Raw genomic sequence first — 13,594 nt, 5'->3', positions numbered from 1 at the left:
GTATCCTTCACATTTCACCTGAGCTCATTATAAATGATTTCTCCACCGTTTACCGCGCAAAAAAATAGGGAATGCCCGCAAATTATGCGGCTAGATAAAGAATATCTTCTAAAGCGTGGATAAACTTTTTAATTCCTTGGCTATCCGAGTTAAACTTCATTGTCTTGCTGCGCTTCCATTCCTTATCACTGCGGAACTTTTCAAATGGAATGCAAGCAGCGACCTGAAAATCAAGAACCAATATCTATTCCAGCATAGAAGGGGTAAAAGACAAGGGCCTCTGTTAAGTTCTTTGTTTCTACGCAAAAAAACCTGTCTTTTCGACAGGTTAAATAATCATCAAGCGTGCAGTGCCAAGAACATGGAGCGCCTCATTTCTGTTAAAGAGTCCAGGAGGGAATACCTGCTGGCTCTAAACTTATTCCGGGCGGTTGTTCCCTGAGAGGTCACTGCACAAAATATATATACGACTATGTGAGTTCAATTACTAACAGTACCTTATTATCTTTACGGAGAATGCCTGCAAGTATATGGTTTTACTCGGCAGCCATTGCGTCTGCTTTCGTTTTATGAACCGTACCAAATGGATGCTGAGGCGGGGCATAAATAGAATAAAGTTTAAGTGGCTTATTGCCCGTATTTATTAAATTGTGCCATTTACCAGCAGGTACCATGATTGCAAAATCATCATAAACTCTTTTTTCAAAATTTAAATTATCTTTAGTATCACCCATGCGAACTATACCTTGCCCCTCTTCAATACGCAAGAATTGGTCAACTGTGGGGTGAACTTCTAAACCGATGTCTTCTCCAACTTGGATACTCATCACAGTAACTTGTAAGTTATTTCCTGTCCATATGGCAGTGCGAAATGTACTGTTTTGCTTTGTAGCCTCGTTAATATTCACAACAAATGGTGCTCTTCCAAAATCTTTTAACTCAATTCTACTTTCCATATCTGATGACTGCCGATGACCAAATAGGTTTGTATGCTCTATTTCTTGTGGAATCGCCCAGTACACAGGCTGTCTTACATAGCTATACATTGGGACGTTAACGTAGTATGGATATGGATACATATACCCAGCGTAGTACATTTTGTTTGCTCATTCCCTTCACAGAAATATAAAATATGCTATTCACTATGGCTTGGGAATGTGCTTTTATTTCGCAATCAACGCGAATTGAGAGAACTGGTCCGTTACCGTCGAAGTCTGATTCAAGAACGATCTCGCGAACATAACCGCGTTCAAAAAGTTCTCGAAGGCGCCAACATGAAGCTGGCTTCCGTCGTCTCGGACATTATGGGGCTCTCCAGTAGGGACATGCTTGAGGCCATGGTCGACGGCGAGACTGATCCGGAGAAACTTGCCGGCTTCGCACGCCGAACAATGAAGAAAAAGAAAGAAGAACTCGAGCTTGCGCTCCGGGGTAACATGAGCTCGCATCAACTTTCTTCATATTTTCAACGGGACTATACTTTTGATGATGCTCCATGAGGTCTGTCCCAAATAATTCTACACAGTGACGAACCATATCAAGCGCCGAGTGTCCTAATATTTGTTATACGTGAAAAATATCCCGTCCGTTTAAAATATAGAACTTAGCATGGAGTGTCGGAGCGTATGAGGCGATACACGAGCCTCAATGATTTGAGCACTTTTCGATTCCTCACTTTTCGGCATTACTCAGGGAACTACAGCCGGTTGTTCTTCTTTAGACGCTTTTTGACTCGTCTTAAAGTCGATCGGCGCAATGCCTTCCGCGTGCCACACCGTGCCTCTTCGCTCGTACTCGAATAATCTTTCTACGGCATTAGCAATTTGGGGCCCTAACTCACGCTCAACCAAATACAAGGCCACGTCAAGTCCCGAAGTCACGCCTCCCCCGCTCACGAAGCGAGGACCATCTTCAACGACTCTTGCATTCACCGGAATTGCACCGAGAGCTCCTAACGCAGCCATGCCTATTTGATTGGTAACTGCATGTCTATCTTTCAACAAACCATCCATAGCAAGCAGCAATGAACCTCCACATACTGTAGCCACAGTGATATTCTTATTTTCGAAAGCTCGTTTCATCATATCCGGCAAGCCTGTCTCGTTGGCCTGCCTTAATATATTCGCAATGGCATCTTCCGAATTTCCCGCCGGTTTACCCGAGCTCCAGGCACCAAAATAATTCCCGAACGATTTGGGTCTAATGCGGCTTGCGCTTCGAGGGCGGGCCCATTCATACCGCTCGGGACTGAACGCTTACCCTCTGCGGATACCAATTCCACAGTAACTGCCCCTCCTGAGTACATTCCCGCGGCAGCGAATACTTCATATGGCGCTAATGCGTCCAGTAGATCGAAACCATCGAATAATACGATTTGAACATGCATACTTTTGTCCTCGAATATATCATTTTTCTCTTTTGGTTTCGCACTTACGGCAGAGGAAACTAGACTTAGAACTAGAACAAACGACATGAGTAATCCGAAAAATTTTTTCATCCTTATACCATTCCTTTTGGGGAACCACAACCTCTACCGATAGTTCTGATGATCACCTCAGGAATAACGAGCAGCAGCACAATGGAGCCGTAAACGCCAATTGTATAGCTGGTAGCGTAAACCAGACCGAATCCCTGATGAAAAAGGGAGGTGATGAGATGAATCAACATGTTCGTAAAACAAAAGGCGTAACTTCGGATCATCCAGTTCCGGTGCCGGATGATCCGTTTCTTTTTGATTTGAACGAACGCCACAATGGTTATAACCGGCCATATAATATTTAGCGCATTGAACCCCATACTGCTTATTTTTCCTCCGGTTGCGTAAGGAGCCATGTATCCGGAAGTCAGCACGACAAGAAGTACGGACACTAAATAAACATAGCCGTTAATGCGATGGAACTTGCGGCTTTTTTCAAAGATACGATTATAAAAGTTGAGTAGCCCGGACGCCTTGGCGATGCAGGCAAATGCAACATGAACGTACATAACGTTTAACCAGACCGGGAGATTAAGCTCACGCTTAAGTCCGGTTTTCTCGCTCAAAAATCCCTCGGCCCCGGGGTCGATAATATAATTGTCCACCAAGGCGGAAAGGATAAATAGAATAGTGACACAGGCCAAAAGTCCGTATAATGTTTTCCCTTTCTTCATGAGATCCAAACCCCCCGCGGCGCCTTATTTATTAACAATAGACAATTCTTGGTTAGGAAGCCCGTTTGCCAGTTAATTTGGATGCCGGCAGCACGCCGGCCTTGGCGATTCCAGTCATGTGATCCCCGTCGGCGGCAACTTCGAATTTCAGATTTAAGCGCATTGGTTTCGTAATTCGCAGCGACCAGGTAAGCTTGTTGTCCTGAAGTACGGGGTTCAAAAACTCGACCGTCTCATCCCCTTGTGTTGCCTTGCCTTGGATCGTCCCATTACTTGTTGATATTGAGAGCTTGACTTGCAATTTCCCAACCGGCGTAGCGATTGTCGTATCCCAATCCCCGTCGAAGACAGATGCCTGTGTGATTTCATGCAGGGTGCCGTAAGTCATCGCCGCTTTGTTCGCCGCGATGTTCAGTTCGGCACCCGTCAAGGACTTATAAGTGCTAGGCGCAATTCCTGTTTCTCGCCAAACCGTTCCCCTCCGTTCAAATTCGAACAACCGTTCTACCACGTGTGCGATACGTGGTCCAAGTTCACGTTCCAGCAGATACAGAGCTACATCGAGTCCCGAAGTTACGCCGCCGCAGGTAACCAAGTTGCCGTCGTCCACTACGCGTGCTGAGACGGGAATGGCCCCGGTTGCTCCAAGTAAATCCATGCCTAGATGATTCGTTACCGCCGGTCTGCCTTCTAGCAACCCTCCCATGGCCAGCAACAGTGAGCCGCCGCATACCGTGGCGACTACGTTGTCTTTTTGCCCAAGTGCCTGCCCAATCATACCGGTCAATTCTGTATTCATTGCCCGAGCTAGAATAGCCGGGATCGAATCGGGGCCATCTCCTTCGACGTCACCCGATGCGCCAGGCACGAGAATGATGTCCGCACGTTCCGGGTTCAGTCTGCCGCTCGCTTCAATTTTTAATCCGTTGATGCCGCTAGTCACGGATCTTTGCCCTTCCGCGGTGACGAATTCTACGCTTAATGCGTTTTCTGCATTCATTGCAGCGGCGCAAAAAACCTCGTAGGGTGCAATGGCATCCAAAAGGTCGAAGCCATCAAAAAGCACGATTTGAACCGTCAACATAAATAAATCCCCCTCCAAAGTCATTTAAGTCTCTCGGAATTCATCGTTCCGCATCAGCTCTGGCCTGACGGCCAGGGCCTTTATTCGTTTCACCCCCAAATAGCGGGTGCGAACAAACTTTCCCCTTGACATTTTGAAATCGCCCCAATAATCGCCGAGAAGGTATTTTCCTTGCCTATCTCTTAGAAAATTGGGTGATTGTAATGATGCATGTTTCCCGTTCTCATCAGGACTACCTCGCCTTTGTCAGCGAACTGTTACGAAAGGAGTACAACTCACCGGAAGCCCTGCTGTTTTTGCAGCGCTACTACAGCGACCTGATCTTCTGGATCACGGCGATCGATCTGTCCGCCGCCGCTTCCTTGTTGCGACCAACTTACTCCTCCAAGCCAAGAGGCCGCAAGCCTCACGATCCCGCCGACATGCTCCGCTGCTTGCTCCTGATGACCAAGCTCGAGCTGAGCGTTGACAAGGGAGTCGTCGCCATTCGCACGACGCCGGTTTATGCGATTCTCAGCGGCTTCAACCCTGGTGAATCGCCGGGTGTCGGGACATTCTACGACTTTTTCCACCGACTTTGGCGGGCATCCACTCCACATAAAACCGGGCGTGTCAAACGCCGCTTGAAGAAGCCGCGAAAGAAAGGCAAAAAGAACGAAAAACAAGCGCCAAAAAATCCCAAGACTACGGAAAAACTCGTCTCCCGCATCCTGCGCGAGGACAAGATCCATTACGCTCCCAAGGAGCACGACCTGCTGCAGCAGTTGTTTCAAACGCTGTTTGTCCTGCCTTCTGCGGCCAAAGGATTGCTTGGCGATACGAACGCTTTTCGCGTCATCGGCGACGGATCCCCGGTTGAAACCGGAGCGCGTTCTTTTGGCAAATTCCTTTGTGATTGCCGCAAGTCGGGGAACTGGAAATGTACCTGCAAACGGAAATTTTCAGATCCCGATGCTGACTGGGGCTGGGACAGCTACCGTGAAAAGTATTATTACGGACGCACGCTCTACATGTTTACCGCTGCGGATAGCAGCTACGATCTACCCGTGTATCCGCGATTGTTTCGCGCCAGCCAACACGATGCCGTATCGTGGATTTGCGGTTACCGCGAACTTCGCTACTGGTACGCGGATCGGAAGGTGGGAGAGGCGATCTTGGATTCCGCCCACGACGCCCTCCCGATCTATACCATGCTGGAGCATGATGATGTTTCCGCCATCATCGACCTGAATCTCAGACGCTCCGGGCAGTTGGTATATAACGAAATGAAGCTCACTACCGATGGCGTTCCCGTTTGCCCTATCGGACGCAAGATGGTCTGCTGGGGCAGGGACTCCGGGCGACCGCGCATCAAATGGCGCTGTCCCGCCAAAGTCGGAAAGTGGGAATGTCCCACACCCTGCTCGACTTCCGATTATGGAAGAACGTTTTACACATCCACGACGGATAACCCGCGCCTATTTCCGCGCATCCGCCGCGACAGCAAGGAATGGAGAAAACGTTACGCGCTGCGAACCAGTGTCGAGCGCTGCATCAAGCGCCAAAAGGTGGATTACAAATTAGAAACTTCGCACGGTCGCAGTTCACGTCACTGGAACCTTCGAGTCTATCTGATCGCCATGTGTCAGCACGCTGACGCTTGGCTCGAAGAAGCAAAGAAACAAAAACAGTTGCCTGCCATTCAGCAATGGCTTAACGAATCGGTTGCCGCTTAAGCCCCAGTTTCAAAAAATGGAGATCCTTGGGCTTCTTTGGCATGCGCATTCATGAAAACCACCTTCACTTTCTGGAAATCGTTCATTTTTTGCGCTCATCCCCCTCGTTCGGACTCGAATCCCCCAATTTAATCCGAGCTTCTATAGTTACCTAAAATGGTCAAAATCGGTATACCAAAGCATACTTAATGAGACAATATGGGAATAAATGCTGCGAAGTTCTAATTCCCGAATCAAAGCTGGATCTTTATCGAAAGGAATTTCTGAAATGAGTAATTTGGGATGAAGATGAAGAAGATGGGGAAAGTAATGGTACTGCTTCCATTTAGTATTTCACAGGGTAAGGTGAGTTGATGCCGAAAATTTCAGTTTTACAGTCATACATGATCATAATGCTTTCTGTCGGTTTGCTGAACCACGTCATCATCATACCGTTACTGCTCGGTGCATCAGGGCGAGATGCCTGGCTTGTAGTACTTCTTGTATTAATCGCTTCGCCAATTTGGATTGGCATTCTGAGCTATATCCTAAAAAACATGAACGGAATGCATGTTAGGGATTGGTTAAAGCAACAATTCGGAATGGTTCTCTCGGCAACCTTGATTGTCCTATACAGTGTACTTGTATGGCTTATGGGACTCATTTCCTTTAAGGACACTATAACATGGACAATTGCAACTTATATGCCTCAATCTCCAATGCTTGTTCTCGCAGGAACAACGCTTTTCGGATGCTTCTTCGCGGCATTTCAAGGGCTTCGCACCATTGCAATTTTAAGCGGGATATTGTTGCCTTTTGTTGTTATTCTGGGTGACCTTGTCATGACTGCAAACTTTCAGTTTAAAGACTACACCATGCTATTTCCTCTACTCGAAAATGGGTTATCTCCGCTTTGGAAAGGCATTCCCTACGTAGCTGGGGGATTGTTGGAATTGTCGTTGCTGATTTTGTTTCAGCACAAGTTAACGAACAAACCAGGTTTCAAAAGTTTAATGCTTATTTGCATCATATTATCCGGGCTAACGATCGGCCCTTTGATGGGCTCGATTACCATGTACGGCCCTGATGAAGCGGCACACCAACGATACCCCGCTTTCGAACAATGGAGAATGGTTCGACTGGGCGAGTATGTGGAGCATATTGATTTTTTCTCGATTTACCAGTGGTTATCCGGTATGTACATTCGAGTTCCCCTTTCCCTGTTACTCTTAAGCGAATTGTGGGAATTGCAAAAGTATAAGTGGTTGCCTATGTTTCTGGGCGCTTTATTCATGCTGGTTGCTGCGTTGTTGCCAATCAGCGATATAATTTTTCAAGAACTGCTCAGCCGATATTACTTTCCTTCGTTTTGTGTCTTTACCATTGGGGTCATGTTCGTATATTTCGTGCGAATTTTAATCTCAACACGGAGTAAAAGGAGCAATTGAAGATGATAAAGCTTTTCAGAAATAAATGGGCAAAGGACATAAAATCGTCGACACAACAAGGGGCGCCTGATACACAACCACTTAATGAACAAACACTTCTTCAACATTTCCAGATGTGTTGTGATGTAAAGCATCATGTTTACAAATTAAAAACTGGCGACGATCAATCCAGGATCGTCTTACTGTATTGCGATGGGTTATGTGACAGCCAACAACTCATTCACGATGTAGTACTTCCTCGCTTGACTCAGTTTTACGAAAATTATAGCTTTCAAAAGAATCAGGAAGTGCTTGAGTCGTGTCAATTACATCTTGAGATCATTTCCCCCGAGGAGTGGGAGCAGAAATCCGAAACGGATATTTTTGAGGGAAAGCTGCTTATATTTATTCCGGCACTAACCTCTTTGTTCTCCTTCGATATATCGAAAAAACCGGCACGCCAGCCTGAAGAATCCAATATTGAGGTTTCCATTCGAGGGCCGAAAGACTGTTTTGTGGAGGAGCTCGGTGTCAATGTTGCGTTAATTCGGAAACGAATCAAGTCAACAAGCATGGTATACGAAACGAAAACAGTAGGTGTCCGGACAAAAACAACTATTGCAATTCTGTATATGCAAGACATTGTTGATCCGAAAATCGTCCAAGATATCAAGACTAAATTGGATCGCCTTCAAATTGACGGAGCATTCAGCGCCACTCAACTGGAAGAGTTAATGGAACCGGCCAAAGCTTTGTTTCCTTTGATGGGCTATACGGGAAGACCAGACTTTACCGTTAACTGCATGATGAATGGACGTGTAGCGCTGATTGTGGATGGTACACCGGCTGCATTGATCGCACCAGCAAATTTGTACCTGCTCCTGAAAACGCCGGAAGACATCCACTTTACTGCTTTATCGGCTACGTTTGGACAATCGCTTCGTTTGCTCGGATTGTCCGTATCACTCATGCTGCCCGGTTTTTGGGTTGCCATTCTTTCGTTTCATCAGGATCAGTTGCCCTATTACCTTCTTGCAACAATTGGCATCAACCGATTAGGCATTCCTCTTGGCGTGGCAGGGGAAATGTTTCTCGCGCTCATCTTTTTGGAAATATTGCGGGAAGCCGGTATTCGGTTGCCTTCAGCGGTAGGATCTACAGTTACGGTAGTGGGAGGGCTCATCTTAGGGGATGCGGCCATACGCGCAGGATTTTTATCCCCTAGCATTGTTGTCATAGGAGCAATTACGCATGTGTTCGGTTCGACTTTATCCAACCAGTCACTGACTGGGACAATAAGCATTTTGCGCTTCTTCATGTTCGCTTTGTCTGCCATCTTGGGGATCTATGGTTTTTTACTTGCTTTGTTTATCGTGGCAACTCATTTAGCCTCTTTGCGTTCATGCGGTTTGCCTTACCTGGCTCCGGTTTCGCCCCCATATAAAGACTTCGCCAATGCCTTGTTCCGATTACCATGGAGATGGAGGAAAACTCGGCCAGCCATGCTAAATACACACGATTCTACAAGCCAAGGGGATAAGCAGAAATGAACGCATACAAATTTACCGCAGTTCTTCTGCTTTCCTTCTTTCTCACCGGATGTTGGAGCAGGTACGAAGTGCAAAACATGAACTATGTAACTGCTGTAGGAATTGATTATGCGGATAGCCAATACATCATTTATGCGCAGTTGCTCGATTTCTCGACAGTGGCAAAACTGGAAGGACAACAGAAAGCGGAACAGCCTCCGGTCTGGATCGGTAGAGGAAAAGGTATCTCATTTACAGAAGCAGCGAATGATTTATACAGCACTTCGCAACAAAGGTTAAACTGGGGACAAATCTCTGCAATCTTTTTTAGCGAAAGGTTATTGAAGGAACGAAAAGTCGGTGAAGTGTTGGAACTGATCGACCGATATCGTGAGATAAGGTACTTAGCTTGGGTGTTCAGTACGCGCGATCCCCTTGACGAGGTCTTAATTGCGACTCCATTTTTCAGATTATCGCCCAAAGCATCGATTCTACATAACCCCGAACAGAATTTTCGGCAGCGTTCTATCCTCGCTCCGATCCGCCTGCAAAAATTTGTAATGGATTCAAACGAAAAGGCGAAGACAAGCTACATACCAGAATTATCTGTTCGAAAGGATCAATGGAAGGAAAATCAAAAACCGCATGAGATGCTTAGATATTCAGGCATACAAATATACGATAAGGACAAATATTACGCACGCATGAGCCTCGAAGAAATAAAAGGATTGCCATGGCTGAATAAACACACAATCCGACTGCCCGTTGACTTGTTTTCCGATAACAAGCTTGTTGCAGTTCTCGTCGTAGAAAAACCCGAATATGACGTCAAACCAAGGGTTAAATATGACAAAGCATATTTCGATATTTCCGTTAAGGTGAAGGCCGGAGTAAATGAGCTACATGCAGACGTTACGGAGCAAGAACTCACGCAACTGGCTCAAAAAAAAATTGAGCATCAAATTAGGCAGACCTTTCAAACCGCGTTTGAAAAGAGAATAGATATTTATAATCTAGGGGAATCTCTTTTTCGCAGGAATCCGTATGCGTGGAAACGGATTGCATCTGGGACTGTACTAAACAAAGATTCCTTACGAACGATCAACGTTAACGTACAAATCGTATACCCTGGCAGGTATAAACTTTCACCTTGATATTTGGTTGTGATTTACTTTGCGGGTGGTGTCAGCTTCGCTGGTACTGCCCCTATATGGGGCATTGGGCGACCGGTGCCCGTTTCATTTGAGTTATAACCTCCTTGACAAACTGCACCGGAAGGAACGGGCTATCGGGCGAAAACCCGGTTTGCCCGTTTTTACAATTTGCCGGAACTGATGAATATGTTCAAGGAAGTGGCCGACATCCAGACGGCGGACATGCTTCAGCTTCCCGTGCCGAAAGCTCATTTCCACAATGTTGCTGTGCCGCCAAGCGACTTTCAGCGCGATATGGTTGCGGATCTTGCCCGCCGCGCCGAACGGGTGCGGGCGAAGGAAGTGGAGCCGCACGAAGACAATATGCTGACGATCACCAACGACGGACGCAAACTCGCGCTCGATCAGCGGCTGGCCAATCCGATGCTCCCTGACGATGAAGGCAGCAAAGTCAGCGCCTGCGCGGACAATGTCTACCGGTATTGGGAGGAACATCAGGAGCAGCGGTTGACTCAGTTGGTGTTCTGCGATCTATCCATCCCCAAACAGGATGGTTCCTTCAACGTCTACGACGAGCTGCGGCGCAAGCTGATGGAATGGAAAAAGGTGTTCCTGCTGAGGAAATCGCCTACATTCACGACGCCAATACCGAAGTCAAGAAAAAGGAACTGTTCGCCAAAGTACGCAGCGGCCAAGTTCGGATACTGCTCGGATCGACGTTTAAGATGGGGGCGGGCACGAACGTGCAAACGAAGCTGATTGCACTTCACGATCTGGATTGCCCGTGGCGTCCAAGGGACCTGGAGCAACGCAGCGGACGCATTATCCGGCAGGGGAATCAAAACAGCGATGTGCACATTTTTCGCTACGTCACCGAGAACACGTTGGACGCTTATCTTTATCAGACGCTGGAGAACAAGCAACGCTTCATTTCGCAAATCATGACCAGCAAGTCGCCGGTGCGTTCCGCCGAGGACATTGACGAGACGGCCCTCTCTTATGCCGAGGTCAAGGCGCTGGCGACCGGCAATCCGTACATCAAGGAGAAGATGGACTTGGACATTCAAGTGTCGAAACTCAAGCTGCTTAAAGCGAACCACTTGAGCCAACGCTACGCGCTGGAGGATCGGCTGCTCAAAATGTTGCCGCAGCAAATCAAGTCCACGGAGGAACGGATTGTCGGCTATGAGCAGGATGCCGCTTTGTTTTTACGATCCAAAGCGAATGTACAGGAGGAATCGGAGGAATCGAAGTTTCCCGGAATGGTTATCAAGGATTTTACCTATACGGAGCGAACGGCAGCAGGCGCGGCTTTGATGGACGCTTGCAAAGGCATGACTTCGCTCGATCCGCAGGAAATCGGCAGCTACCGCGTTTTTTTCTCATCAGGGGGCATTTCTCGCATGTATTCTTTATCAAACGTTTTGCCATCTGGCATTCCTCCTAGACATAAAAAAAATAGAACCGGCAATCAAGACCCGCTCCTTGTTCATTCAATATGGGATTACATTTGCTGCAGCATAGATAACCGTTCGATTACCTACTTGCGCGCTGAGTACCCTTTTGATCCAATAGAATCTCCTCCCTCGCATATGATTTCCTACGCAAAAAAAAAGCCCCAGCAGAGGGAATCCTTGGAAACAAGCAGACTACACCTGTTCTCATAAATTCCGCCACTAGGGCATTTGACTTCACGTAAGGTTAAAACAAGATTCTTAGTTAAATATACCACAACCCCCTCTCATATGGAATAGAATACCACGCATTTTTTCATTTATGCGTCTTATAACCTTTTACATTGAAGAAATCCTACCTGCTACCTCTTCTGCTAGAAGTCTCTCAATGATCATCATATCTTCGTTTGTGCAGCGGTAGCCTTACCTTGTTACTTAATAAATTACAAGAACATCCTTTTGTAGTGATTTGCCATGTCTATGACCTTATCAAATTCAGCCTTAGCTTGTTCGAACGTACCGTCGACGAAGGCAATCGTCGGAATATATTCTTCCTTAAGCTGCCTCGGCTCGTACTGGCAGTATCCCAGTTCATGCACCCCAGTGCTGCCCCGGCTTGGTTCGGCTTCGAGCAGATGGGCGACCATTCTCGCGTATCGCCCTACCCAGCTAGGGTTTTTCAGAAATGGTCGACTTTGGAACGTGGGGAATATTGTAAGCAAGCCGTCGTACCAATTCTCGGCGGTGACCAAGACATCCGGTCTATCCTTCACAATTGCATTTTTCAAGCCCTTGAGTCCCTGACATACATCGAAATCCGGATCGTTCACCCAGTGATGGGCGGTATCCAGGAAGACGGAATCGAAGCCATATCGATCCATCAGACGAGTGACCTGCCGAGTCAACTCTGTTTGCCAGGAGGGAGCTCCCGGATTGAGCCAAGCCTGCCATCCGGTATCGTGAGATCGGCTCAAATCCCAATCCGGTACGTTGCCATGATATTGGTTTCGCGAAGCCGTTTTCATATTGGCATCTGTCCCGTACTGCGGGAAATTAGAGAACCAAGCATTCACGCAGTTGGCCCCGAACATCGGCATGATATGGACCCCCAGCTTTCGTGATTCCTCGCATAAACGCTGGAATCCTTCCTCCCCACCAAGGAGCGGATCCGGACGATAATCCCCGTATTGCCAGTAATACCGACCTTCCCAACCTGGTAAATAGGCCAAAATATTTTTGCCATCTGTACGCTCTGCGGCATAGCGGATAATCTCCAGCATTTGATCGTATGTGTTGAATATGTAACCGGACCAATGCATTCCATGCAGCGTGAGACAAAGCGAGATTTGCTTCGCCCAGGACGGCATATCGGTTCTGTCCTTCCAAGGTATTAAGCCGATACCGTTTGGAGACTCGGCAAACTCAAGATATTGGTTGAGGAATGCTGTTGGCTCTACATTGCGGCCAAGCACCCAGGCTGGAACGTCGATTTTATCGTCAAATTTGCTTGCGGACTCTTCGTGAATCAATTCGACCGTATAGGTACCTGTGTTTGCACCCATTTTTTCTGGATAAACCGCAAACCGCTTGTCCCTCACTTTATGATCTTGGCATTGAAACGCCAAGCAGCCATCCTTATCGATCTCACGCACAAAAAATGCAGGAATCTTCAAGTTATTCTCACGATGAATCCAATTATACGGGTAATGATAAATATCCCCAGCAGCACCCACGACATCTTCTTTTTCGGTGCTTGCATTGTACACCGCTATGGCATCCAATTCACGCACAAGCACCTTCACACAACGGATTTTATGAGAGGCCTCTGCCGATATTTTTAACACCAACTGCCCTTGATCATTAGTAACCGCTTGGAGTGTGAAGCGGCCTGGTTTCTGCTGCTGCTGACCGGCGAAGCTTAGCTCCTCACAAACCAGCTTCCAAGAGCCGTCCTCTTGCGTAAACTGTGTTTTTTCTGGATTTAAGCCATAAGTGTTTTCGAGTGTAATAATTTGAAAACTAAGTTTCCATCCGTCGAAATTGTAAATCGGATCTCTGAAATCAAAACTAAAAAATTGCAATTATTGTCATCCCCTCAATAT

The 13,594-nt window shown here is 47.1% G+C and carries 11 protein-coding genes and 1 pseudogene; 6 read left to right on the top strand and 6 right to left on the bottom strand.

Annotated features, from left to right (window positions below; translation table 11 throughout):
* Positions 1-536: 536 nt before the first annotated feature.
* Entirely contained in the window at positions 537-1,097 is a 561-nt protein-coding gene (locus FKP33_RS05225; protein ID WP_127606624.1) for a cupin domain-containing protein, read from the bottom strand.
* A 72-nt stretch (positions 1,098-1,169) separates the two neighbouring features.
* Between FKP33_RS05225 and FKP33_RS29015 the strand changes: the two are divergent.
* Positions 1,170-1,451: pseudogene (locus FKP33_RS29015) on the top strand (IS110 family RNA-guided transposase); the annotation flags it as partial.
* 237 nt (positions 1,452-1,688) lie between these two features.
* Here the strand turns inward: FKP33_RS29015 and FKP33_RS27955 are convergent.
* From FKP33_RS27955 to FKP33_RS05200, 4 genes are read right to left on the bottom strand one after another with little or no spacing between them, the layout of a single operon-like run.
* A complete protein-coding gene (locus FKP33_RS27955; protein ID WP_306439336.1) occupies positions 1,689-2,084 on the bottom strand; it encodes a type 1 glutamine amidotransferase family protein in 396 nt (131 codons plus the stop codon).
* A 29-nt stretch (positions 2,085-2,113) separates the two neighbouring features.
* A complete protein-coding gene (locus FKP33_RS27950) occupies positions 2,114-2,497 on the bottom strand; it encodes a type 1 glutamine amidotransferase family protein (protein ID WP_306439335.1) in 384 nt (127 codons plus the stop codon).
* 2 nt (positions 2,498-2,499) lie between these two features.
* Complete coding sequence (locus tag FKP33_RS05205; protein WP_141334086.1) at positions 2,500-3,150, bottom strand: DUF2306 domain-containing protein; 651 nt, start codon at positions 3,148-3,150, stop codon at positions 2,500-2,502.
* A 52-nt stretch (positions 3,151-3,202) separates the two neighbouring features.
* Positions 3,203-4,234, bottom strand: a complete 1,032-nt coding sequence (locus FKP33_RS05200) for a DJ-1/PfpI family protein (protein WP_141334085.1) — start codon at positions 4,232-4,234, stop codon at positions 3,203-3,205.
* Between the two features lie 203 nt (positions 4,235-4,437).
* On the opposite strand from FKP33_RS05200, the gene FKP33_RS05195 reads away from it, so the two are divergent.
* The 5 genes from FKP33_RS05195 (at position 4,438) to FKP33_RS05175 (ending at position 11,705) form a co-directional block, all read left to right on the top strand.
* Positions 4,438-5,949: a transposase gene (locus FKP33_RS05195; protein WP_141334181.1), complete on the top strand. Its 1,512-nt coding sequence runs from the start codon at positions 4,438-4,440 to the stop codon at positions 5,947-5,949.
* A 353-nt stretch (positions 5,950-6,302) separates the two neighbouring features.
* Complete coding sequence (locus FKP33_RS05190; protein ID WP_141334084.1) at positions 6,303-7,376, top strand: endospore germination permease; 1,074 nt, start codon at positions 6,303-6,305, stop codon at positions 7,374-7,376.
* A 2-nt stretch (positions 7,377-7,378) separates the two neighbouring features.
* A complete protein-coding gene (locus FKP33_RS05185) occupies positions 7,379-8,905 on the top strand; it encodes a spore germination protein (RefSeq protein WP_141334083.1) in 1,527 nt (508 codons plus the stop codon).
* Positions 8,902-10,038, top strand: a complete 1,137-nt coding sequence (locus tag FKP33_RS05180) for a Ger(x)C family spore germination protein (protein WP_141334082.1) — start codon at positions 8,902-8,904, stop codon at positions 10,036-10,038. The genes FKP33_RS05185 and FKP33_RS05180 overlap by 4 nt, the downstream gene beginning before the upstream one ends.
* A gap of 596 nt (positions 10,039-10,634) precedes the next feature.
* Positions 10,635-11,705: a helicase-related protein gene (locus tag FKP33_RS05175; protein WP_483874529.1), complete on the top strand. Its 1,071-nt coding sequence runs from the start codon at positions 10,635-10,637 to the stop codon at positions 11,703-11,705.
* 230 nt (positions 11,706-11,935) lie between these two features.
* On the opposite strand, the gene FKP33_RS05170 is transcribed toward FKP33_RS05175, so the two are convergent.
* Positions 11,936-13,573, bottom strand: a complete 1,638-nt coding sequence (locus FKP33_RS05170) for an alpha-amylase family protein (RefSeq protein ID WP_127607705.1) — start codon at positions 13,571-13,573, stop codon at positions 11,936-11,938.
* Positions 13,574-13,594 lie beyond the last annotated feature (21 nt).

This window comes from Paenibacillus sp. tmac-D7 (genome assembly GCF_006519665.1).
GTDB lineage: Bacteria > Bacillota > Bacilli > Paenibacillales > NBRC-103111 > Paenibacillus_G > Paenibacillus_G validus.
This window is presented reverse-complemented; position numbering and strand designations above follow the sequence as displayed.

Bases quoted from the DNA above. Each gene is read 5' to 3' on its own strand.
- FKP33_RS05180 (WP_141334082.1), top strand. From the start codon at position 8,902: ATGAACGCATACAAATTTACCGCAGTTCTTCTGCTTTCCTTCTTTCTC.
- FKP33_RS05200 (WP_141334085.1), bottom strand. From the start codon at position 4,234: ATGTTGACGGTTCAAATCGTGCTTTTTGATGGCTTCGACCTTTTGGAT.
- FKP33_RS27950 (WP_306439335.1), bottom strand. From the start codon at position 2,497: ATGAAAAAATTTTTCGGATTACTCATGTCGTTTGTTCTAGTTCTAAGT.
- FKP33_RS05175 (WP_483874529.1), top strand. From the start codon at position 10,635: ATGGAAAAAGGTGTTCCTGCTGAGGAAATCGCCTACATTCACGACGCC.
- FKP33_RS05205 (WP_141334086.1), bottom strand. From the start codon at position 3,150: ATGAAGAAAGGGAAAACATTATACGGACTTTTGGCCTGTGTCACTATT.
- FKP33_RS05225 (WP_127606624.1), bottom strand. From the start codon at position 1,097: ATGTACTACGCTGGGTATATGTATCCATATCCATACTACGTTAACGTC.
- FKP33_RS05190 (WP_141334084.1), top strand. From the start codon at position 6,303: ATGCCGAAAATTTCAGTTTTACAGTCATACATGATCATAATGCTTTCT.
- FKP33_RS05195 (WP_141334181.1), top strand. From the start codon at position 4,438: ATGATGCATGTTTCCCGTTCTCATCAGGACTACCTCGCCTTTGTCAGC.
- FKP33_RS05185 (WP_141334083.1), top strand. From the start codon at position 7,379: ATGATAAAGCTTTTCAGAAATAAATGGGCAAAGGACATAAAATCGTCG.
- FKP33_RS27955 (WP_306439336.1), bottom strand. From the start codon at position 2,084: ATGATGAAACGAGCTTTCGAAAATAAGAATATCACTGTGGCTACAGTA.